This is a genomic window from Teichococcus globiformis (genome assembly GCF_042646265.1).
GTDB classification, from domain to species: domain Bacteria; phylum Pseudomonadota; class Alphaproteobacteria; order Acetobacterales; family Acetobacteraceae; genus Pseudoroseomonas; species Pseudoroseomonas globiformis.
Window position 1 is genome coordinate 139,109 of sequence record NZ_JBHRTN010000018.1, and the last position, 21,781, is coordinate 160,889.

Annotated in this window: 21 protein-coding genes and 1 other RNA gene; 10 read left to right on the forward strand and 12 right to left on the reverse strand. The window is 68.5% G+C overall.

Annotated features, from left to right (window positions below):
* Window positions 1-99: 99 nt before the first annotated feature.
* From ilvN to miaA, 3 genes are all read right to left on the reverse strand, one after another.
* Entirely contained in the window at window positions 100-609 is a 510-nt protein-coding gene (gene ilvN, locus ACFOD4_RS14855) for an acetolactate synthase small subunit (protein WP_379597612.1), read from the reverse strand.
* The gene (locus tag ACFOD4_RS14860; protein WP_379597613.1) at window positions 609-2,405 is read right to left on the reverse strand and encodes an acetolactate synthase 3 large subunit; all 1,797 of its coding nucleotides are present in this window, start codon (window positions 2,403-2,405) and stop codon (window positions 609-611) included. The genes ilvN and ACFOD4_RS14860 overlap by 1 nt, the downstream gene beginning before the upstream one ends.
* Window positions 2,406-2,489: 84 nt before the next feature.
* The gene (gene miaA / locus ACFOD4_RS14865) at window positions 2,490-3,488 is read right to left on the reverse strand and encodes a tRNA (adenosine(37)-N6)-dimethylallyltransferase MiaA (RefSeq protein ID WP_379597614.1); all 999 of its coding nucleotides are present in this window, start codon (window positions 3,486-3,488) and stop codon (window positions 2,490-2,492) included.
* 26 nt (window positions 3,489-3,514) lie between these two features.
* Between miaA and serB the strand changes: the two genes are divergently transcribed.
* Entirely contained in the window at window positions 3,515-4,420 is a 906-nt protein-coding gene (gene serB / locus ACFOD4_RS14870) for a phosphoserine phosphatase SerB (protein WP_379597615.1), read from the forward strand.
* Between the two features lie 226 nt (window positions 4,421-4,646).
* Here the strand turns inward: serB and ACFOD4_RS14875 are convergent, their stop codons facing one another.
* The 4 genes from ACFOD4_RS14875 to hflK form a co-directional block, all read right to left on the reverse strand.
* Window positions 4,647-6,182 (reverse strand): DegQ family serine endoprotease, encoded by a 1,536-nt coding sequence (locus ACFOD4_RS14875; RefSeq protein ID WP_379597616.1) that lies wholly within the window; start codon window positions 6,180-6,182, stop codon window positions 4,647-4,649.
* Between the two features lie 214 nt (window positions 6,183-6,396).
* Entirely contained in the window at window positions 6,397-6,591 is a 195-nt protein-coding gene (locus ACFOD4_RS14880; RefSeq protein WP_379597617.1) for a DUF2065 domain-containing protein, read from the reverse strand.
* 13 nt (window positions 6,592-6,604) lie between these two features.
* A complete protein-coding gene (gene hflC / locus ACFOD4_RS14885) occupies window positions 6,605-7,522 on the reverse strand; it encodes a protease modulator HflC (protein WP_379597618.1) in 918 nt (305 codons plus the stop codon).
* Window positions 7,519-8,745 (reverse strand): FtsH protease activity modulator HflK, encoded by a 1,227-nt coding sequence (hflK, locus tag ACFOD4_RS14890; protein ID WP_379597619.1) that lies wholly within the window; start codon window positions 8,743-8,745, stop codon window positions 7,519-7,521. The genes hflC and hflK overlap by 4 nt, the downstream gene beginning before the upstream one ends.
* A 199-nt stretch (window positions 8,746-8,944) precedes the next feature.
* On the opposite strand from hflK, the gene ACFOD4_RS14895 reads away from it, so the two are divergent.
* Complete coding sequence (locus tag ACFOD4_RS14895) at window positions 8,945-10,066, forward strand: Mrp/NBP35 family ATP-binding protein (protein WP_379597620.1); 1,122 nt, start codon at window positions 8,945-8,947, stop codon at window positions 10,064-10,066.
* A 49-nt stretch (window positions 10,067-10,115) separates the two neighbouring features.
* Here ACFOD4_RS14895 and ACFOD4_RS14900 read toward each other — a convergent pair whose 3' ends face one another.
* From ACFOD4_RS14900 to thyX, 3 genes are read right to left on the reverse strand one after another with little or no spacing between them, the layout of a single operon-like run.
* Complete coding sequence (locus ACFOD4_RS14900) at window positions 10,116-10,343, reverse strand: hypothetical protein (RefSeq protein WP_379597621.1); 228 nt, start codon at window positions 10,341-10,343, stop codon at window positions 10,116-10,118.
* A gap of 22 nt (window positions 10,344-10,365) precedes the next feature.
* Window positions 10,366-10,686, reverse strand: a complete 321-nt coding sequence (locus tag ACFOD4_RS14905) for a hypothetical protein (protein WP_379597622.1) — start codon at window positions 10,684-10,686, stop codon at window positions 10,366-10,368.
* A 14-nt stretch (window positions 10,687-10,700) separates the two neighbouring features.
* Window positions 10,701-11,639 carry an FAD-dependent thymidylate synthase gene (thyX, locus tag ACFOD4_RS14910; protein ID WP_379597624.1) on the reverse strand — a complete coding sequence of 313 codons (939 nt, stop codon included), beginning with the start codon at window positions 11,637-11,639 and terminating at the stop codon, window positions 10,701-10,703.
* Window positions 11,640-11,758: 119 nt separating this feature from the next.
* On the opposite strand from thyX, the gene ssrA reads away from it, so the two are divergent.
* Together ssrA and ACFOD4_RS14920 are read left to right on the forward strand one after the other, a co-directional pair.
* Window positions 11,759-12,089: a transfer-messenger RNA gene (gene ssrA / locus ACFOD4_RS14915) on the forward strand.
* Window positions 12,090-12,221: 132 nt separating this feature from the next.
* The gene (locus ACFOD4_RS14920) at window positions 12,222-12,776 is read left to right on the forward strand and encodes an SspB family protein (protein WP_379597625.1); all 555 of its coding nucleotides are present in this window, start codon (window positions 12,222-12,224) and stop codon (window positions 12,774-12,776) included.
* A 73-nt stretch (window positions 12,777-12,849) separates the two neighbouring features.
* Here ACFOD4_RS14920 and ACFOD4_RS14925 read toward each other — a convergent pair whose 3' ends face one another.
* A complete protein-coding gene (locus ACFOD4_RS14925) occupies window positions 12,850-14,511 on the reverse strand; it encodes a helicase HerA-like domain-containing protein (protein ID WP_379597626.1) in 1,662 nt (553 codons plus the stop codon).
* A 342-nt stretch (window positions 14,512-14,853) separates the two neighbouring features.
* On the opposite strand from ACFOD4_RS14925, the gene ACFOD4_RS14930 reads away from it, so the two are divergent.
* The 6 genes from ACFOD4_RS14930 to ACFOD4_RS14955 all read left to right on the forward strand — a co-directional run bounded on the left by ACFOD4_RS14930 (window position 14,854) and on the right by ACFOD4_RS14955 (window position 18,523).
* On the forward strand, window positions 14,854-16,455 hold the full coding sequence (locus tag ACFOD4_RS14930; RefSeq protein WP_379598866.1) for a fumarate hydratase: 1,602 nt from the start codon (window positions 14,854-14,856) through the stop codon (window positions 16,453-16,455).
* Between the two features lie 31 nt (window positions 16,456-16,486).
* On the forward strand, window positions 16,487-16,909 hold the full coding sequence (locus tag ACFOD4_RS14935; protein WP_379597627.1) for a RidA family protein: 423 nt from the start codon (window positions 16,487-16,489) through the stop codon (window positions 16,907-16,909).
* Window positions 16,909-17,313, forward strand: coding sequence for a VOC family protein (locus tag ACFOD4_RS14940; protein ID WP_379597628.1), 405 nt, complete (start codon window positions 16,909-16,911; stop codon window positions 17,311-17,313). Before ACFOD4_RS14935 ends, ACFOD4_RS14940 begins: the two co-directional genes overlap by 1 nt.
* Before the next feature lie 109 nt (window positions 17,314-17,422).
* A complete protein-coding gene (locus ACFOD4_RS14945; protein WP_379597630.1) occupies window positions 17,423-17,809 on the forward strand; it encodes a hypothetical protein in 387 nt (128 codons plus the stop codon).
* Window positions 17,810-17,915: 106 nt separating this feature from the next.
* A complete protein-coding gene (locus ACFOD4_RS14950) occupies window positions 17,916-18,269 on the forward strand; it encodes a hypothetical protein (protein ID WP_379597632.1) in 354 nt (117 codons plus the stop codon).
* On the forward strand, window positions 18,266-18,523 hold the full coding sequence (locus ACFOD4_RS14955; RefSeq protein ID WP_379597634.1) for a ribbon-helix-helix domain-containing protein: 258 nt from the start codon (window positions 18,266-18,268) through the stop codon (window positions 18,521-18,523). The genes ACFOD4_RS14950 and ACFOD4_RS14955 overlap by 4 nt, the downstream gene beginning before the upstream one ends.
* Before the next feature lie 5 nt (window positions 18,524-18,528).
* Here the strand turns inward: ACFOD4_RS14955 and ACFOD4_RS14960 are convergent, their stop codons facing one another.
* Window positions 18,529-21,498 (reverse strand): AsmA family protein, encoded by a 2,970-nt coding sequence (locus tag ACFOD4_RS14960; RefSeq protein ID WP_379597636.1) that lies wholly within the window; start codon window positions 21,496-21,498, stop codon window positions 18,529-18,531.
* Between the last annotated feature and the right edge of the window lie 283 nt (window positions 21,499-21,781).

Consider the following 21,781-nt stretch of genomic DNA (forward strand, 5'->3'; position numbering starts at 1 on the left):
AAAGGTCCGACACTCAATGAGAGGGGCACGCCCCTTTCAAACTCTTCCCGCCCGGAAACTGAGATTCCTGCCGGGGTCCAGGGACAGGGCCCCTGCCGCTTAGATCCCTTTGGCTCCGCGTGCGATCGCCACCACGCCGGTGCGCGACACTTCCACGAGGCCAACGGGCCGCATCAGGTTGATAAAGGCATCCAGCTTCTCGCCACTGCCCGTCATCTCGAAAACAAAGCTTTCCGTGGTGGCATCGACGACGCGGGCGCGGAATGCATCCGCCAGGCGCAGTGCTTCCTGCCGGCCGGCGCCCGAGCCCGCTACCTTGATCAGCGCCAACTCCCGGTTCAGGTATGGGCCTTCCAGCGCCAGATCCGCCACCTTGTGCACCGGCACCAGCCGGTCAAGCTGCGCCTTGATCTGCTCGATCACCATTTCCGTGCCCGAAGTGACCACGGTGATGCGCGACAGCTTTCCTTCCTCGTCCACCGGCGCCACGGTCAGGCTGTCGATGTTGTAGCCTCGGCCGGAAAACAGGCCGATGACCCGAGCCAGCACGCCGGACTCATTCTCCACGAGCACGGCGATGGTCGCCGCGCGAAAGGTCGTGTCAGACATCAGACCAGCGCCGTCCCTTCATCGGTGACGCCCGCGCCTGCGGCGATCTGGCCTGGTGCCAGCAACATCTCGTTGTGCGCGGCGCCCGAAGGGATCATCGGGAAAACATTCTCCTTTTCATCCACGGCGCAATCGACAATGACGGGCCGGTCGATGGCAATCATCTCGCGGATTACGCGGTCGAGATCATCCGTGCTCGTGGCGCGCATGCCGACACCGTGAAAGCTCTCGGCCAGCTTGACGAAGTCCGGAAGCGCCTCGGAATAGCTTTCGGAATAGCGGCCGCCATGCAGCAGCTCCTGCCACTGCCGCACCATGCCCATGTACTGGTTGTTCAGGATGAAAACCTTCACCGGCAGGCGGTACTGGGCGAGCGTCGACATCTCTTGGATGTTCATCAGGATGCTGGCCTCGCCGGCGATGTCGATCACCAGCGCATCGGGATGCGCGATCTGCACGCCCATTGCCGCCGGCAAGCCGTAGCCCATGGTGCCGAGCCCGCCCGAGGTCATCCAGCGGTTCGGCTTTTCGAAGCCGAAATACTGCGCCGCCCACATCTGGTGCTGACCGACTTCGGTCGTGATGAAGGTTTCGCGGCCGCTTTCCTTTGTAAGCTCGTAGAGGCGCTTCACCGCATGCTGCGGCTTGATGATCTTGCTGTCCTGCACGTAGTGCAGGCAGTTCTTGCCACGCCACTCGTCGATCTGGCGCCACCATCCGGCCAGCGCCTCGCGATCCTGCCGGACATCATCCGCCTCCCAGGCTGCGATCAAGGCGCGCAGCACGGCACCGGCATCGCCAACAATGGGAACCTCGACCTTGACGTTCTTGTTGATGGAGGACGGGTCGATATCGGCGTGGATCTTCACCGAGTTCGGCGCGAAGGCGTTGAGGCGCCCGGTCACGCGGTCGTCGAAGCGCGCGCCGATGTTGAACATCACGTCGCTGCCATGCATGGCAAGGTTGGCCTCGAACGTTCCGTGCATTCCCAGCATGCCGAGGAACTGCGGATCGGAGGACGGGAAGGCACCCAGCCCCATCAGGGTGTTGGTGCAGGGCAGGCCCGCCATGCGAACGAACTTCGCCAGCAGAGCGGACGCCTCGGGCCCGGCATTGATGACGCCTCCGCCGGCATAAACCACCGGTCGCTTCGCTCCCTTCAGCAACGCGACCGCCTTGCGGATCTGCGCCGGGTCGGGCTCGGTCTGCGGGCGGTACGAACGATGTTCGCGCTCGGGTGGCGGGGAATAGGTGCCCTTGCCGATCAGGATGTCCTTCGGCAGGTCGATCACCACGGGGCCGGGCCGGCCGGAGCGCGCCACGTAGAACGCCTCGTGCACCGTGCTGGCCAGGCGGTCCATCTGCTTGACGAGGTAGTTGTGCTTGGTCGCAGGCCTGGTGATGCCGGTGGTGTCGGCCTCCTGAAACGCGTCGTTGCCGATCAGATGGGTCGGCACCTGCCCTGTCAGGCAGACAACGGGAATGCTGTCCAGCAGCGCATCCACCAGCCCGGTCACGGCATTGGTCGCGCCGGGGCCGGACGTCACCAGCACGCAACCCACCTTTCCGGTGGAGCGGGCGTAACCCTCGGCCGCATGCACTGCCGCCTGCTCGTGCCGCACCAGGATGTGGCGAATGGCATTCTGGTTGAAGATGGCGTCATAGATCGGCAGGACGGCGCCGCCCGGATAGCCGAAGATAACCTCTACGCCCTGCTCCTTCAGCGCGCGGAGGACGATCTCGGCACCCGTCATGGACTGGGCCTCGGATCCGGCGGGAAGGTTGGTAGAGGACATGGTTCTGGCTGGCTTTCCTGCTTTCTGGCGGAATGATCTTGAGGCGCCGGTCTTTTCCCCGTGCGGGTCGCCGGGAGGCACGGTCTAGGCCCCTGGCAGCGTGCCGTCAACGATGGAACGAAGAAAAGACAAAATCTCGGCCCTATGACTTTCTGAATATTGCTTCTGGCTTGCGATCCGCGCATGGATCGTATGTGTTCGCGCCGCATCGGCCAGGCTCCTGTGACGGTACCAGGTGGCCTGCCGCTTGGTGTACTGACCGATCGCCGAGCAGGCACGGCGCCCCGCCTCTTCCGCCCCCATCTCGCCACGCAGGGCCGCGGAGAGTTCCGGCACTCCATGCGCCCGCATCGCCGGCAAGGCGGGGTCGAGCCGCCGGGCCAGCAGAGCGCGCACCTCGTCCTCCGCGCCACCCCGCAGCATGGCGTCCCAGCGCAGGCCGATTGCCTCTCGCAGGGCCTCGCGCGGTGGGTCGAGGCGGATGGCGACGAAGCGCCAGGGTACGCCGTCCAGCCTTGCAGGGCCGGTGCTGCCCGCGCCCTGCCAGGAAGCGATGCCGCGCCCGGTGCCGCGCCACACTTCCCAGGCCCTGGCGAGACGCTGGCTGTCGGAGGAGCGGAGCCGGGCGGCGCTGGCCGGATCGGCGGCGGCCAAGCGTGCATGCAGCGCCGCCGCACCCTCTGCCGCCAGCAGGTCCCGCGCCTCCTCCCGCGCCTCCGGCGGGATTGGCGGGATCTCGGCAATGCCATCCGTCAGCGACCTGAAGTAGAGGCCGGTGCCGCCGCAGAGGATCGGCAGCCGCCCCTCGGCCCGGGCCGCCTTCATCTCCTCCAGCACTCGTCCGCGCCACCAGGCAACGCTGGCCGCGACCGCCGGATCACGCTCGCCGTAGAGGCGGTGCGGCAGCAGAGCCATTTCCTTATCCGAAGGTTGCGCCGTCAGCACCCGCAGCCCGGCATAGACCTGCATGCTGTCAGCGTTGATGACCGTGCCGCCCAGATCCTGCCCCAGCCCCAGGGCAAGCGCCGACTTGCCGCTGGCGGTCGGCCCCGCGATCAGCAGTGCAAGCGGTTGATCGCTCATGCCGCACCGGGCATGGTCCGCGCGCCATGCAGCATGTGATCACCCTGATTGCCCCAGCCAGCGAGGTCGCCTCCGGCATCCTCCCCGGCACCCTGCCAGCGCGCCTCCGGGACGCGCTGGCGCCCCTTGGCGCCACCTCCGGCGCCCCTGAATGGCTCGCGGAGGGCGAGGCGGTGGACATCCCCTTCGACGGCCTCGCGCCCGAGCAGGCCGAAGCCGCGGCGCGGCTTGTGCTGGGCGGTGCGCCGCTCGACCTCGTGTCTCAACCTGCGGAAGGGCGACGCAAGAAGCTGCTGATCGCCGACATGGATAGCACGATCGTCACCAGCGAGACGCTGGATGAGCTGGCGGCCTATGCCGGACTCAAGGACCGCGTCGCCGAGATCACCCGCCGCAGCATGAATGGCGAGATCGACTTTTCGACCGCGCTGCGCGAGCGCGTGGCGATGCTGAAGGGGCTGGAGCTTTCGGCGTTGGAAGCCACCTGGGCGGAAACCCGACTGATGCCCGGGGCGACCGAGCTGGTCCGCACCATGGCCGCGCATGGCGCACATTGCGCCCTGGCTTCGGGAGGGTTCACCTGGTTCACCGGCCGCGTGGCGGAGCTGGCGGGCTTCACCAGCCACCATGCCAACATCCTGGAAGATGACGGCACCGCCCTCACCGGCACCGTGGCCGAGCCCATCTTCGATCGTGATGCCAAACTGGCCACGCTGAAGCGCCTCTGTGCCGAGCTTGGCCTTCCGCTGGCCGACACCGTTGCCGTGGGCGACGGAGCCAACGACTTGGCCATGCTGGGCGCGGCCGGGCTTGGCGTGGCGTTCCACGCGAAGCCCGTGGTGGCGCAGTCTGCACGCGTGCGGGTGGATCATGCGGATCTTCGGGCCTTGCTCTTCGCGCAAGGGTATCGCGCGGCGGAGTTCCGCGCGTAAAGAGCAGGACCGGAGAGCGATCCCCTGCCCTGAGCCTGCCGCCGCAACAGCAGTGTCACCCGGTCCGTGCCTCTCCCGTGAACCAGGATGGGGGACGCGGTGGAGCCACAGCAAGGGGCGCAAGGACCCGATCCTGGTTCGCCGAAGAGCATGACCTCCGGCACGCCCGCCGAAGGGGCCGATGATGGCGTGCCCCGGGATGGCGAACCGCCCCGGGGCCTTTCCGTTATCCCGGGCTGCCCTTCTCACTCTCCGGCGAGATGCGCAGCGGCACGAAGCGCTGCCCCTGCCCGTTCTCGATCAGCAGCAGGGCCGAGGGCCGGTTCTGGCGCCGCAGCCGGGCCAGTTGCTCCTGTACCTCCTGCGGCGTATTCACGCGGGTCTGCTGCACCTCGATGATGAGGTCGCCGGCCGAAAGGCCGCGCTCAGCAGACGAGCTGCCAGGCGCCACCTCTGTCACCACCACGCCGCGTGCATCCTCCTTGAGGCTGAAGCGCTCGCGGGTTTCGGGCGACACAGGCGCCACCTTCAACCCAAGCCCGGAAAGCTCCAGCGCCGCACCCTGGCGCGGGGCCTCCGGCGAGGTGCCGGCGGCGGCCTGCTGCTCGGCCGGTAGCTCGGCCACGGTCAGCTCCAGCGTCTGCTCGCGGCCCTCGCGCCAGACAATGGTCGGGGCTTTGGTGCCGACGGGCGTTTCCGCCACGATGCGCGGCAGCTGCCTCATCTCCCGCACATCATGCCCGTTGAAGCGCAGGATCACGTCGCCATTCTGCACGCCGCCCTGGGCGGCAGGTCCACCGTCCTGCGCCCGCGCCACCAGCGCACCGCGGGCACCGCCCTGAAGGCCAAGGCTCTCGGCGATCTCATCCGTCACCTGCTGGATGTTCACACCCAGCCAGCCGCGCCTCACCTTTCCGCCGTCCCGCAGCTGGGCGACGATGTTCTTGGCGAGGTTTGACGGGATCGCGAAGCCGATGCCAATGGAGCCACCAGACGGCGAGACAATGGCCGTGTTGATGCCGATCACCTCGCCCGAGGTGTTGAACAGCGGCCCGCCGGAATTGCCACGGTTGATGGCGGCATCCGTCTGGATGAAATCGTCATAGGGGCCGGCATTGATGTTGCGGCCACGCGCCGAAACGATGCCGGAGGTCACCGACCCGCCGAAACCGAGGGGGTTGCCGATGGCCAGCACCCAGTCGCCCACCTCGGCGCGATCGGAGTCGCCGAAGGGCACCACCGCCAGCGGCTTTTCCGGCTTCACGCGCAGAACGGCGAGGTCGGTGCGCTGATCGGTTCCGACCAGCTCGGCCCGCAGGGTGGTGTTGTCCTGCAGCACGACGTTGATCTCGTCGGCGCCGTCGATGACGTGGTTGTTGGTCACGATGATGCCCGAGGCATCGATGACGAAGCCCGAGCCCTGGCTCTGTTGCCGCCGTGGCGGCTGGCCGGGGCGCGCGCCGGGCGGACGGTTGCGCTCGAAAAAGTCGCGGAACAGCTCCTCGAAGGGGCTGCCGGGCGGTGCCTGCGGCATTTCGGGCGCATCGGGCCGGGGCCCACGGGCCTGCAGCGTCTGGTTGGTCTGGATATTGACCACGGAAGGCAGCAGGCGCCGGGCCAGGGGCGCGAAGCTTTCCGGCGTGGCGGCAACGGGGCCCGGCGCGGGCGAAGGCGTGGCGGGGCTGGGTTGACCCTGGGCCAGGGCAAGCTGCAGCGGAGCCGCGGCAACCGTGGCGAACAGGATCAGGGTGGCGAGACGCATCGGCATACCTCGCTAGCGGGACGGGGCCAGGAACTGCCGCAGCAGCCCCTGAAAGGGGAGATGGGGCCGGCGGTGCCGAAGATTAAGGCACCGTCGCCCCCGGATGAAGAACAGGATTGTCACGTTCGTTCTCGGCGCGAGCCTTCCAAGGAAGGCTCGGCGGCGAGATGGGTTTCACCGCGGCGGCCCACAGGAACCGGCGCGGCGAGCAGGTTCAACCGCGCACCAGAAAAGTCGCCACCGCCACCCCGAGCACGGCAACGCCGAGCCCGGCGATCCGCAGCCTTTGCGGCGGCGCAGAGGCGATGCCAGTCAGGGTCCGGCGCATCGCCTCCGGAAAGGCCGCGTAGAGCAGCCCCTCCAGTGCCGCCACCACGGCGATCCCGGCCAGTAATTGCCAGCCGGTCACGCGCGTCGCGCCATCAGGGCGCCGGGGCCGCCACCGGCGGCGCCTCGGACGGTACCGGAACGGTGGGATTAGGCGCGGCCTGCCGGAAGTAGCGGAAGAACTCCGAATCCGGCGTCAGGATCAGCCGCGTCTCGCCGTCGGAGAAGGCCTCGCGGTACGCCTGCATGGAGCGATAGAAGCGCCAGAACTCGGTGTCGCCCTGCGCCGCCTCGGCGAAGAGGCGAATGGCTTCCTGGTCGCCCTGACCGCGCAGGGTGTCAGCCTGGGCCTGGCTTTCCGCCAGAATGACGGTGCGCTCCCGCTCGGCACCGGCACGCACGCGCGCCGCCACCTCGCCACCCTCGGCGCGGGCCTCGCGGGCAACACGCTCACGCTCCGACTGCATGCGCTGCAGGATGGCCTGGGTGTTCTCCTCGGGCAGGTCGGCACGACGGATGCGGACATCCTCCACAGCCACGCCGAAGCGGCGAGCCTCCTCGTTCACCTGGCGCTGGATCTCGCCCATGATGCGCCCGCGGTCTGAGGACAGCACGGCCAGCAGGGTCTCGTTGCCGAGCACCCGGCGCAATGCGGATACCACGATGGATGACAGGCGGCCGCGAATGCCGGCCTCCTGTGCGCCCACGGTTTGGTAGAACAGCAGCGGGTCGGTGATGCGGAAGCGCGTGAAGCTGTCCATGATCAACCGCCGCTGGTCGGCCAGGATCACTTCCTCGCCCGGCGCGTCGTAGTCGAGCAGGCGCCGGTCGAATGAGATCACCGACTGCACCAGTGGGATTTTCATGTGCAGGCCAGGATCGTCAATCACGCGCACCGGCTCGCCGAACTGGGTCACGAGGACCTGCTCGGTTTCCTTTACCGTGAACAGCGCGGAGGCCGCGGCGATCAGGGCGGCCGCGGCGACACCGCCGAGGATCAGGGCGCGGTTCATCGGGCAGCTCCCTGTTGCGGAATGCGGGGCGGCGGGTTCAGGACCGCGGGCGGAGCCGGCGGGGCACTGCCTGACCCGTTGCCACCCTGGGCAGCGGGCGGCGTGGGTCGGCCACCCTGCCCGTCGAGCGGCAGGTACGGCACAACGCCCTGCAGCCGGTCATCCACCAGCAGCTTCGGATTGCGACGCAGGATGTCCTCCATCGTCTCCATGTAGAGGCGGCGGACGGTGACATCCCGTGCGCCCTGATAGGCGGACAGGATCGAGACGAAGCGCGCCGCCTCACCGCGGGCTCGGGCGATCTGGCTTTCCTTGTAGCCCTCAGCCTCCTGCACCAGCCGCTGACCCTCACCGCGCGCGCGCGGGATGATCTCGTTCCGGTAGGCCTCGGCCTCGTTGCGCAGGCGCTCGCGGTCGGCATTGGCGCGCTGCACGTCGCGGAAGGTGTCGATGACCTCGGTAGGCGGATCGACCTTCAGCAGCTGGATCTGCGTCACGTCAATGCCGGACTTGTACTGGTCCAGGATGAACTGCACGCCCGTGCGGACCCGCTGCTCGATATCGGCGCGCGCCTCGGTCAAAGCCGGCTGGATCGGTGTCTGGCCGACAACTTCGCGCATCACGCTTTCCGCGGCGGATTTCACCGTCTGGTCGGGATTGCGCGTGTTGAACAGGTATTCGCCGGCATTGCGGATCTGCCAGAACACCGCGAAATCGATGTCGATGATGTTCTCGTCGCCGGTCAGCATCAGGCTTTCCTCCACCACGTCCCGGGCGGGAACAGGGCGGACAAGCGGCGCGTCGTTCGGCGCGCGGAAGCCGATGTCGATGCGGTTGATCCGGGTAACCCGCGGCGTCGTCACGGTCTCAACCGGCCAGGGCATACGATAGTTCAGGCCGGGCTGGGTCACGCGGTTAAAGGCGCCGAAACGCATCACCACGCCCTGCTCATCCGGCTGCACGCGATAGATGCCGCTGGCCGCCCAAAGTCCGAGCAGAACCACAGCGCCGATGCCGAGCCATTTGCCCGAGCCGGCGCCGCCCGGCAGGATGCGGCGCAACGCCGCCTGTGCCTGGCGGATCGCCTCGTCAAGATCCGGGCCGGAGCCACCGGGGCCACGGCCGCCGCCGCCCTGGGGCGGTTGCCCCCAAGGCCCGCCGGGGCGTGGATTGCCCCATGGGCTGCCTCCAGGGCCGGATCCGCCACTACTGTTCCAGGGCATAGGCTGGCTCTTCTCCCCTCAATCCACCGCGGCCCGGCCATGGGTGCTTGCGCGATGGTGATGCATGCGCGACAGGGCCGGACGATTTGTCCATATGTCGCCCTGTCCGGGCCGGGTGCAACGCGCATCGCGCCGCAACCGACGGGGGCATGTAGGATATTGTCCGCTTTTGAGGGGTTTTCAAGCGATGGCGGAGAGGATGGCTGGAGCTGAAGGGTCCGCGGCACTGGTTGAGGCGGTGCGAACGGCGCTGCGGGCGCTGCGCGATCCCCGAACCGGCCGCGACGTCATCGAGGCCGGGATGCTGCAGGGCCTCTCGGCGCGTGACGGGCTGGTGCAGTTCGCCCTGGCCGTGCCGCGCGATGCGGCGCGGTCGATGGAGCCGCTGCGGGCCGAAGCGGAGCGCGTGGCCGCCGCCGTGGCCGGCGTGATCTCCGCCACCTGCGTGCTAACAGCGCATCGCGAAGCGGCCGCCCCTTCGCCTCGTCCCGGCGGCGCGTCACCTGGCTCCGCCACGCGGCCGAGTGGCCTGCCGCCCGGGATCGCGGCCGCCATCGCCGTGGCCTCCGGAAAAGGGGGCGTCGGCAAGTCCACCACCGCCGTCAACCTGGCGGTGGCGCTGGCGCAATCGGGGCTGCGGGTGGGACTGCTGGATGCGGACATCTATGGCCCTTCCTTGCCCACCATGCTCGGCATCCATGAGAAGCCACGCGCCGAGGGCGGCCGCATCGTTCCCCTGGAGGCGTGGGGATTGCGGGTCATGTCGATCGGCTTCCTGGTCGATGCCGAGACGCCCATGGTTTGGCGCGGCCCGATGGTGATGGGCGCTCTGGAGCAGATGCTGGGGCAGGTGGAGTGGGGCACGCTGGATCTCCTGGTGATCGATATGCCGCCGGGCACGGGCGACGCGCAGCTGACCATCAGCCAGAAGGTGCCGCTGGCGGGTGCCGTCATCGTGTCCACACCGCAGGATGTGGCGCTGATCGACGCGCGGCGCGGCATCCGCATGTTCGAGAAGGTGCGGGTGCCGGTGCTTGGGCTGATCGAGAACATGTCAGTGTTCTGCTGCCCGAATTGCGGCCATGCCTCACATCCGTTTGGCCATGGGGGAGCCAAAGCCGAGGCTGAACGCATGGGTGTGCCGTTTCTGGGTGCCCTGCCGCTGACAATGTCGATCCGCAGCCTGTCCGATGCGGGAAAGCCTGTGGTGGCGGCCGAGCCCGGCAGCGCCGAGGCAACGCTTTACCGGGACATCGCCGCCAGCCTGCGCGCTCGGGTGCAGGGTTCGGCCCCGGCGGCCCCGCGCATCACGGTGGAATAGGACGCGGGCGAAGAAGCACCCCGTCCGGGCGCAAGGGCAGGATTGCCGCTCAGCGCGGGGCCGGATCGTAGCGCTCTCGCGGGCGGCGCCGGCCGAAGCGGTGGCTGAGATAAAGCACAAGGGTCGCCGCAAGGGCCGCCGCGGCATCCTCGCCCGCAAAGGTCGCCGTCGCCCAGATCCCGGCCAACAGCACCCGGACCGCTCCCGGGCTGGCCGAGAACCGTCCCATCAGCGCCAGCAAAGGCATGCCGGCCAGCAACAACAGCAACCAGCCCATCTCATGCTCCGTTCCGGTGGCATCAGCTCCGCCCGCTGCTCCGGCGCAGCATGTTGGTCGTCCCCGGAGCGGTGGCACGGCCCAGGGCGAAGCCACCCACGCCCACCAGCATCAGCAACGCCCCGAGCTCGCCGAGCATGGCATGCGCCAGCGGCACGCCGATCAGCAGCACGGCCACGCAGATCAGCACAGCGATCCAGCGTCGCCAGAAGACGGGCCGGCTTGCCGGCGCCGGACCGACGCCGGTCTTTGCACGGGCCTTGCCCCCGCCGCCGCGTCCTGCGGCAGCGTTGCGTCGCGAAGCGCCCTCGGTGCGGCCGCCAGGCCGCGCGGCTGGTGGCATTGCCGCCTGTTCCTTCAGCCCTCGCGGCCGAGCTGCGCCATCAATTCGCGCCATTCCCGCTTCGACAGCCCGCTGGTCTCCTGCGCCACCGCCTCAGCGGCGAGGAGGCGCTTCACGACGTCCAGCATCTGCGCCGACAGCGTCACGGCACCCAGGCGGTAGTCGCGGAAGGCTTCGGCGACGGCTGGCACCCAGGCTTCCAGGGATTGCAGCATGGCTTCGGCATAGACCCGGATCTCGTACTGGGCATGGGCATCGGCGCGCAGGCTCAGGAAATGCAGCAGGTTGTTGAGGTCAGCCTTCCAATACCATTGAGTATAGGTGTTCAGCGTCAGGTTCATCCGCGCCAATTCCCGCGCCAGGCCCTGCCGCGCCGGATCCAGGGCATTGCCGTGCTCATCGGCGTTCAGCATTTCCTGGTAATGGTCGTAGCTCGCCATGGCATCCTGCCGCAGCAGAGACAGCACGCGCGCGGCTTCCTCGCCCTGCAGCACCTCGCCCCGGCCCTGGCGGTTGCTGGCCGACTGCGCTGCCAGCTGTTCCGGCGCGGGCATGTAGAATTCCCGATCCATGATGGAATAGCGGGCGGAATACTCGTTCACATTGGCGGTGCGATGCCGGATCCACTGCCGCGCCACGAAGATCGGCAGCTTCACATGGTACTTGATCTCGCACATCTCGAAGGGGGTCGAGTGGCGGTGCCGCATCAGGTAGCGGATCAACCCCCGATCTTCATTCGCCGCGCGGGTACCGCGGCCATATGACACCCGCGCGGCCTGCACCACGGCAGCGTCGTCACCCATGTAGTCGATGACGCGCACGAAGCCGTGGTCGAGAACCGGCAACGGCTCGAACAGCAAGGCCTCCAGCGCCGGCACGGTCGGGCGGCGGGTTTCGGCACGCGCTGTCTTGGCCTCGGCCAGTTCCTGGAGCTGCGATTCGGTGAGGGCCATGGCGGAATCCTGTGAAACAGTCGGTTCCCGACCGGGTCGGGGCGGGGCGCGCTGGCCCGGCAAACGGCAGGAGGGTTTAGCCGGCCTGGGCTGAACCCGCCATCCTGTGACGCAGCTTCCCCCTCGCAATCCGGTTCGCACTGCCCTATATCCGTTGAGCCTACCTTCGGGTGGCTATGGCGATAAACGGCATGTGGAATAAGCGTTGCGGACCCGGGGGCAGTGCCCGGCGTCTCCACCAGCTTCGGCACCTGGGATCGTCGGGTGTGCTTCTGGGGACGAAACAGGCTCGACGCGCGTGGTAAAGCCATGTCTTTTGCCCGGCATTGTACCGCCGTTATCGGGCTAAATCACAAGTGCCAACGATAATGGTCGCGAGACCATGGCGCTCGCTGCCTAACCATAGGTAAGCGCCGCCCGGGGGGAGCGGGGCAACAGAATCCCCCCACTTCTTTGTGGCTGCCGGGGCCGACCCCTCCTGGATTTGTAGGCCGGGCGCATTCCGCTGCGCCCGCGCATCCGGTATGGGTGCCCGACCTGATGATCCGGATCACCTCCCGAAGACCCCGTGGGGAAGCATCGATGACCGAAGACAACAAGCCGGTGGAAAGCCTGCTTCCCTATGACCGCTGGACCGAAGACGCGATGCGCGAGGTCGCCTTGCAGGCGCTGGACTACGCCGGCGCGCACGGTCTGCCGGGCGAGCACCATTTCTACCTCACCTTCCGGACCGATCATCCCGGCATCTCCATCCCGAGCCACCTGAAGGCGCGCTACCCGGAAGAGATGACCATTGTCCTGCAGCATCAGTTCTGGGACCTGAAGGTGGACCGGGCCCGTGGCTTGATCTCGGCGGGCCTGTCCTTTGGGGGCGTTCCGGCGACGCTGGTGATCCCTATTTCCGCCCTCACAGCCTTCTGGGACCCGTATGTGCGGGTGGGGCTGCGCTTTCCTTCCGCCGAGGCGGCGACTGTACCCACCTCCGAAGCGGAAGAGGCCTCGGCTGTATCGGCCGCCGAGCAGACGCCGGACACCGAGCCCGCGGCCGCGGCCGCAGCGGTTGTGGAGGAAGGACCGGCGCAGGTGGTCAGCCTCGATGCCTTCCGCCGCCGCCCGGCCCGCGACGGCGGCGCGTAGGCGGCCGGCCGGCCGGCCACCGTGGCGCGGGCCGGCGGCAAGACAACGATGAACGGTGCCCGCGGGCACCGCATCAACGCTTCAGGATCGAGCCCAGGATGCCCCGCACCAGGGCGCGGCCGATCTGCCCGCCGACCTGCGAGCCGACGCTGCGAGCGACGGATTTCGCCAGCGCCCCGGCGGCGCTGTCGCGTCGGCCGTTCCCGCCGCCCAGGATCTCACCCAGCAGGCCGCCGCCCGCAGAAGCTTTCGGCTGCGCCATCTGGCGCCGCCTGCCACGATTGGCGGCCGGTGGTGCCGCATCGCCCCAGGAGGGGTTCGGCAGACCTCCCCAGGGTCCGGATGAAGCCGGGCGGCCCATCGTCCCCCATGGGTTGCCGCCGCTCACCGGCGCCGGACCTGCCGGATGCGGCGCGTCATCCTCGGGCACTGTTGCGGCACGGTCGCGCAGCATCTCGTAGGCCGAGTTTCGGTCCACGGCGGTGTCGTATTTACCGGCAAGCGGACTGTGCTCCACCGCCGCCTTTCGCTCCTCCAGGGTTACCACGCCCATGCGTGACCGGGGCGGGCGGATCCTGGTGCGCTGCACCTCGCCCGGCGCGCCGCCGGGCTGCAAGGTGGAGGTCAGGGCCTCACCGACTCCCATCTCGGTGATGGCGGCTTGGGTATCGAAAGCCGGATTGGCGCGAAAGGTGGCCGCGGCGGCGCGCACCGCCTTCTGATCCGCGGGCGTGAAGGCGCGAAGTGCGTGCTGCACCCGGTTGCCGAGCTGCCCGAGGACACCCTGCGGCACGTCCAGCGGGTTCTGGGTCACGAAGTACACCCCCACACCCTTGGAGCGGATCAGCCGCACCACCTGCTCCACTTTCTCCAGCAACGCCTTCGGCGCATCGTCGAACAGCAGGTGCGCCTCGTCGAAGAAGAACACCAGCTTGGGCTTCTGGAGGTCGCCTACCTCGGGCAGTTCCTCGAACAGTTCGGAAAGGAGCCAGAGCAGGAAGGTGGCATAAAGGCGCGGGCGCTGCACTAGCTGGTCGGCGGCCAGGATGTTCACCGCGCCGCGCCCGTCCGGGGCCAGCAGCATCAGGTCGGTCAGCTCCAGCGCCGGCTCGCCGAAGAAGTGCTCGGCCCCCTGCTGCTCCAGGGTCAGCAGCCTGCGCTGGATGGTGCCGATGGTGGCCTTGCTGACATTGCCATAGTGGGCCGACAGTTCCGGCGCGCGCTCGGCCACGTGGCTCAGCATGGCGCGCAGATCCTTGAAGTCGAGCAGCAGCAGCCCCTCGTCGTCGGCCAGGGCGAAGGCGATGTTCAGCACGCCTTCCTGCGTCTCATTCAGCTCCAGCAGGCGGGCCAGCAGCAGTGGCCCCATCTCCGCCACCGTGGCGCGGATCGGGTGGCCCTGCTGGCCGAACACGTCCCAGAAGACGGTGGGCGCGCCCTCGTAGCTGAAATCGTCCAGCCCGGTGGCGACGGCGCGCTGCTCGACCTTCGGGTTCGGCTTGCCTGGCTGGCTGATGCCGGCGAGGTCACCCTTGATGTCGGCGCAGAACACCGGCACCCCGGCGCGGGAGAAGCCCTCAGCCAGGATCTGCAGGGTGATGGTCTTGCCCGTGCCGGTGGCCCCGGCCACCAACCCGTGCCGGTTGGCCAGCGGCAGGTGCAGCCATTGCAGCGCCTCGCCCGCCGCGCCGAGCAACACAGTGGAGGGTGTGGGCATTGGCACGCTCTGGCTCATCGGGCTGGAACTCCTGCTGGCCGGAGCAAGGAGCCACGGCCAGCCCGCCCCTGTCCAGCCACCGCCCGCAAGGCGCGCCATGAACTCTCGCGGCGCGTGACACGGCGGGCGGTTGGCTTGACCGGGCGGCTGCGCTACCTCACCGGGGAAAGCGAGGCGCCGCCCCCTTCGCGACGCCCCCCGGAAAGCGATTCCCTTCTCGCTGGCCGTTCTCCTGCCGGAGCGTCCCGAATGACCACGTCGAACATCCCCCCCGCCGCGCCCCTGGCCGACACGCCGATCAACGAGACCGATGCCGGCACGCCCGTCAGCCAGCGCACCCAGGGCTTCAACTTCTCCACCATGATGCCGCTGGGTGAGGACAAGACCCGCTACAAGCGCCTGCCGATCGAGGGCGTTAAGGTCATCGAGGTGGACGGCAAGAAGGTCCTGAAGGTCTCGCCCGAGGCGCTGGAGGAGCTGGCCTTCACCGCCTGCAAGGAAGTCTCGCACTTCCTTCGCCCCGGCCATCTGGAGCAGCTGGCGCGCATCCTGAAGGACCCCGAGGCCAGCGCGAATGACCGTTTCGTGGCGCTGGACCTGCTGAAGAACGCCTCCATCGCCGCCGGCGGCGTGCTGCCCATGTGCCAGGACACCGGCACGGCCATCGTCTTCGGCAAGAAGGGCCAGCGCGTCTGGGTAGAGGGTGACGAGGAGGAGGCGCTGTCCTACGGCGTGCACCGCACCTACACCGAGACCAACCTGCGCTATTCGCAGATGGCGCCGCTCTCGATGTTCGAGGAGGTGAACACAGGCAACAACCTTCCCGTCCAGTTCGACATCTACGCCTCGCCCGGCGACCATCATGCGGACGAGTTCCACATGATGTTCGTGCTCAAGGGCGGCGGATCGGCCAACAAGACCTTTCTGTTCCAGCAGACCCGCGCGGTGCTGAACCCGGACAAGCTGCTGGCTTTCCTGAACGACAAGATCAAGTCGCTCGGGACCTCCGCCTGCCCGCCCTACCACCTGGCCATCGTGATCGGTGGCACCTCCGCCGAGACCACGCTGAAGACGGTGAAGCTGGCCTCCACCCGCTACCTGGACGAGCTGCCGACCACCGGCAGCAAGGCCGGACACGCCATTCGCGATCCCGAGCTGGAGGAGCAGGTCCATAAGCTGACGCAGAACCTCGGGATCGGCGCGCAGTTCGGCGGCAAGTATTTCTGCCACGACGTTCGCGTCATCCGCCTTCCGCGCCACGGCGCATCGCTGCCCATCGGCATCGGCGTGTCCTGCTCGGCCGACCGGCAGGTGAAGGCGAAGATCACGCCGGAGGGCGTGTTCCTGGAGGAGCTGGAGCACGACCCGGCTCGCTTCCTGCCCGAGGCGACGGACGACATCCTGGGCGGCGAGGTGGTGAAGATCGACCTCAACCAGCCGATGGACGCCATCCGCGCGACGCTGAGCCGGCACCCCGTGAAGACCCGTGTCTCGCTGACCGGCACCATTGTGGTGGCCCGAGACATTGCCCATGCCAAGCTGCAGGAGCGGATCGACCGTGGCGAGGGCCTGCCGCAGTACATCAAGGACCATCCGGTCTACTACGCCGGCCCGGCCAAGACGCCGGAGGGCATGCCCACCGGCTCCTTCGGCCCCACCACGGCCGGACGCATGGACAGCTACGTGGCGGGCTTCCAGGCTGCCGGCGGCTCCCTGGTGATGCTGGCCAAGGGCAATCGCTCCAAGGCCGTGCGCGATGCCTGCAAGACGCATGGCGGCTTCTACCTGGGGTCGGTGGGCGGCCCGGCCGCAAGGCTGGCGCAGGACTGCATCCGGAAGGTCGAGGTGCTGGAATACCCCGAGCTCGGCATGGAGGCGGTGTGGCGCATCGAGGTCGAGGACTTCCCCGCCTTCATCGTGGTGGACGACAAGGGCAACGACTTCTACGACGGTCTGGAGTGAGGGCGATGCCAGCCGGGGAGTTCCATGCCGCATGACCGGGCGCCGCCACATCTCGTCCGGCAGCCGGTTCGAGGCCGAGATCGGCTATTCACGCGCCGTGGTCATGGGTGACTTCATCCATGTCTCCGGCACCACCGGCTACGACTACGCGACCATGGCCATCGCCGGGGATGTGGTCGCGCAGTGCGAGCAGGCCTTCCGCAACATCCAGGCGGCGCTGGCCGAGGCCGGTTCCAGCCTGGATGAGGTGGTGCGCGTCACCTACATCCTGCCCCGCCGCGAGGACTGGCCGCCCTGCTGGCCGGTGACGCGGCGCTGGCTGGGGGCGGCTCGCCCCGCTTCCACGCTGATCCATGCCGGGTTGCAGGATGAGGCCATGCTGATCGAGATCGAGGTCACGGCGCAGCGCGCCGGCCAGCCGCGCCCGCCGGGCGATGAGGGAGGACAAGCCTGATGCGTTTCGCCGTGGACCGTCTGGATCATCTGGTGGTGACCTGCGCCGATCTGGAGAAAAGCGCCTCCTGGTACCAGCGCGTGCTAGGCATGGAGCGTGACACTTTCGGCGAGGCCAACCGCACGGCGCTGAAATTCGGCGGACAGAAGCTGAACCTCCGCCCCGCCACGGCGACGCAGGAGGAATGGTTCACCGGGGTTGCCGCCGCGCCTGGCACCCAGGATCTGTGCTTCGTGGTTGCCGTCACGGCGCAGGACGTGGTCGCACACCTGCATGAATGCGGCGTGGTGGTGGAAGCCGGTCCCGCGGCCAAGGTCGGTGCACTGGGTCCGATCACCTCGGTTTATTGCCGGGATCCGGACGGCAATCTGATCGAAATGTGCACCTACGGCCCCGCCGCCTGAAGCATCCATGGGCTGGGTACGGCGGCGCCACGAAGCGACCGCCTCTCTGCCACAATCCGGCGCGGATTGGCGTTATGATCGGGTTCATGAAGCCCAGGAGGGCCTGCCCGTGAAACCACGTTCTTTCTTGATGCTGGCTGGCCTGGCTGCGGCCCTGCTGGCATCCTCTCCCGCCGCGCAGGCCGATGGCTGGCGGCATCGTCATGGCCCGTCGGGGGGAGCGGTCGCGGCTGGCATCCTCGGCGGCTTGGCGGTAGGCGCACTGGCCGGCGCAGCCATTGCTGCCCCACCGCCACCGCCGGCCTATTACGCGCCGCCGCCACCACCCGTGATCTACGCGCCTCCACCGGCTTACTACGCGCCTCCACCGCCGGCGTACTACGCGCCTCCTCCCGTGTACTACGCACCGCCGCCGGTTGCATACTATGCCCCACCGCCGCCACCGCCGCGCTACTACGCGCCCGGCTATTACGGTCCGCGCTACCACGGCTGGTGACGGGCAGTCGCCGTGCGGGCCGCCCGCCCAGTTGGTTCGTCGTCACAAAGTCCCCCCTTGCGCATTCGTTCGTTGAACTGATCTGCGAAACGCAAGGAGGGCCCCCATGGCCGAGCGCCAGATCGACACCCGCACCAAACCTGACAATCCCGGCACGATCGAGATCAAGCCTGCCAGCGATCGGTGCCCGCAGACCGGACGTATCCGCAGCAGGGTCCGCATCGGCACTGGGCGTTTCTACCGCATCCTGATCGGCACCGCGCATCTGCAGAACCGGGGCGCGACCCGCCTGGCACTACGCAAGTTACCCGGCAGGCCCGTCGGCACGATCATCGCCGGGGAACTGACGCCGCCCGATGCCGCGCTGCAGCCGGACCAGGTGGTATCTGAGCCGATCGACGCCTGGCTCAAGCCGCAGCCTGCGCCCTGCCTGGTTGCCATCCTGGACGGTGCCGGATGACGGGGCGTCATCTGCAGAAGCGTTCCTTTACTCTGGCCGGTCATCGCACTTCCGTTGCGCTGGAGCCGGCCTTCTGGGCAGTGCTGGAGCAGCTGGCCGCACGCCAGGGCACAACTTTGTCAGGCGTGGTGCAAGGGGTTGATGCTGGCCGCGAGGAGCCGGATCTGCCCCTCGCCAGTGCCCTCAGGGTACATGCGCTGGCGGCACAGGAGACGTTGCATGCCGCGAAGCCGGTCAGCGAGGCCGCCGAGTGATCCGGCTAATGGAGCGCCCGCCAGCTTAGCCAGTCTGCCAATTCCAGAACGCGCCGGGCATCGCGGATCGGGCCGGTGAGGCGCAGTCCGAACTCCGGCGCCTCTCCATCCTTCAACATCATCATTAGATCCGCCGTTCCGCGGGCGAGGTCCGCCTCGCCCCGCAGGATGGCGCCGGGCGTTTCGGCCATGGCCAGTCGCCCGTCCACCAGTGTCAGACGCCCGGTATCCAGCTGGAGGCGTGCGTCGAGCGCTTCGAAACCGGTGGCGCCACCGGACAGGGCGGTGCGCAGCCCGGCCTCGGCCGCTGCCATGGTGGCAGCCTCGGCGGCAAGATAGGCCGAGCGCAGGTCAACCCCGCCCAGCACCCCCTCGCGAAGGGCCAGCCGCCCCTCCCCCGTCGATGTCGCCAACAGGGCCGCCGGGCTGTGCCCGGTGGCGCGCAGCTTGGCCTCGGCCTCCAGCTGCCCCGTGCGCAGTTCCAGCGGCGGCATCGCCCAGGGGGTCGTCAGGCTGGCGCCGGAAAGGCGGCCTTGAACATCCAGCACCGGCGGTGAAGCCGCGGCGTCGAGGCCCAGCGTTCCTTCCAGCGTGCCGCCACCGAGCCTGGCCCGCAGATCGTCCAGTCGAAGCCGACCGGCTTCCAGGCGCAGTGTGGTGGTCAGGTCCTCCAGATACGATCCGGTGGACCAGTCAATCCGGCGCAGATGAAGGGCGAGCTCGGCATCCGCGGCCACCAAGCCCGATAGGCTCAGCGGCTCGCGCGATCCGGTATCCGGCGTAGGCAGCGGCAGGGTTTCGGCTCGCAACCGCCCGGAAAGACGGGGTCGTGCACCGTCCAGCATCAGGTTAAGTTGGCCTCCCAGGTGCAGCCCTGCGGCGATCATGTCGAACTGGCCGATGGACACTGCACCGCGTTTGCCGGCCTCGGCGGTGAGGTTGCCGGCAAAGGAAAAGGAACCTTCGCCGAGCCAGGGGGGTGCGTGCAGCCCGGCGGTCTCCGTCAGCAGGCGGGGTGCCCCGGGGTGGCGCAGCGTCAGGGCGCCGGTGTAACGGCTGGAAGGCAGGTCGAGCGTGCCATTCGCCTCGGCCCGCAAATCCCCGAGTTCCAGATTGCCTTGCAACGCCAGCGCTTGAGGGGGACCGTTGCCCGTCAGGCGAAGTGCCAGGCGTTCCTGGGCCAGCCCCTGCTCTTGGAAGAGCGGCGCCAGGGCCAGACTGCCTCCGGCGCGTCGGGCCACGGCCGCCAGCAGCGTCGCCCCACGCTCCGCCGTCGCCTCCACCGCCAGTTCCGACAGGCGGGGCGTTTCGCCAAGCTGTGCGGCACCTGACAGCACCAGATCGGCCCCCAGGCTGCGGCCCGCCAGGCGGCGCGCCGTCAACCGCCCACTTTCCAGCGACAAGTCGGCAGACAGCCCTTCCACCGCCAGATCATGCCAGCGGGCCTGTGCCGCGGACACGCGGAGATTGGCGTCGATGCCCGCGAGATGGGCCTGGATCTCGGGCCAGCCCATGCCGGGCGGCAGCCAGCCATCCAGCTGCAGCCGCTCCAGATTGAGGCCCAGCCCCAGCGCTGGACGGTTGCCGAGGCGCAGCGTGCCGGCGCCTGAAATTCGTGCTCCGTCCAGGGTGGCGGCAAACTCCGGCAGGGTCAGCTGGCCATCCTCCAGGGTCAGCCGCAACCGGCCTTCGCCATCCCGCAGCCGCGCAGGATCAACAGATTGCAGCGGCACGCCCAGCGCCAGCAGTGTTCCCCGCAAGTTGCTGCCGCGAAACCGCAAGGCCGCTTCAAGTCGAGCATCTGACCATGCCGGAGCCGCGGAGCTACCGGCCCGTCCCTGCGCTGTTTCGCCCTGCGCGTTCCTGGAGGTTGGCGGCCGCGCTCCGCCTCCGGGCTGGGCCGGCGGCAATGAACGACTGGTGCTGCCGCTCAGCTCAACTTCCGTATCTCCTGGCAGCACGGCGGAGAAATCGGTGAGGATCAACCGCTCGCCTTCCAGTAAAACCGCCCCTCGCAACCGCCGTAAGGTGTTGCCTCGGAAGCCGGCGGCCTCGGCCGAAAGGTCAAGCCCGAAAGGCAAGGGCAAACGTCCGGCAGACCGCAGCGCTGCGATCCAGGGGTCGAGTTCCAGCCGCCCGGCAGACAGGGCCAGATCCAGCCGCGGCACAGGTTCCACCCGAAGCGTTGCGGCACCGCGGGCAGGCGTGCCCGCGATGTCCAGCGACAACTCGTCCGCCGTCAGCAGCTCGGCATCCACGGAAAGGCGACCGCGCAGCCGAAAGGCGCCGGTGGGTGCCGGCAGCAGGGCCGCCAGGTCGCTGCCGCCGCCCTGCACCGATCCCTCGAAGCCGCCTTCGGGCAGCAGCACGCCACTGGCGGAGATCGAAGCCCTGGCGGCAGACAAGGTCAGCGCCAGGGGCGCGATGCCGTCCCAGCCCGGCCGGCCGACCGTTGTCTCGAAGTCGCTATCTGTTCCTCGCCAGCGGAAGCGGCCCTGGATGCGCAGCGCATCGGCGGGGCCGGAGGCGGCCAGCATGGCCTCCACCCGCTCCAGCACCACGGCGCCCAGGACGACCCGGCTTTCCTGGATCCGCCCCTCGAGCCCGGTCAGCCAGGGAGGCGGGCGGAAGGTACGGCCCGGCGCAGGTGGCCAGGGGAGGCGTATCTCCGCGCCGACCACGGCCACCTCGCGCGGTTCCAGCCGCCCTTGCAACAGGGCCGACCAGTCCAGCCTCAGGCGCAGTGCCTGGGCCTGCACCGAAATCTCAGCATCTGGTCCGCCGATGGTGACCCCGCCCGCTTCCAGCATGGGCTGCGGCAGCAAGGCGAGCCTGACCGGCCCGGCCAGGGTGACAGGCTGGCCAAGACGCCCGGCCGCGAGAATGGCCAGCCGGTCGCGATACTCATTCCAGTCCGTCAGGCGCGGGCCGAACCATAGGGCCGCCAACAGCAATGCCGGCACCAAAAGGGCCAAAAGGAGAATCCAGGGGGCGCGATGGCGGGAGGGCGAAGCTAACATCACCAGTGAGGGGCCAAGGCCGCAGTGGGCGCCCCATTCCGTGACGTGTGGCGCGGACCAACCTGCGAAGGAAAAGGCTGGAGAGAGGTCCGCATGTTCCTCATTGGGGCAAAGCCCTGCAGCCGGATGTTAACCGGCGCATCAAACCGCCGGCACCAAAGTTGGACCACTGCAACCATGCACGGCCAGGCTGGCGCTCGGCAATACCTTCTGCCTTCCAGTGGCGCCGCCGCGATGC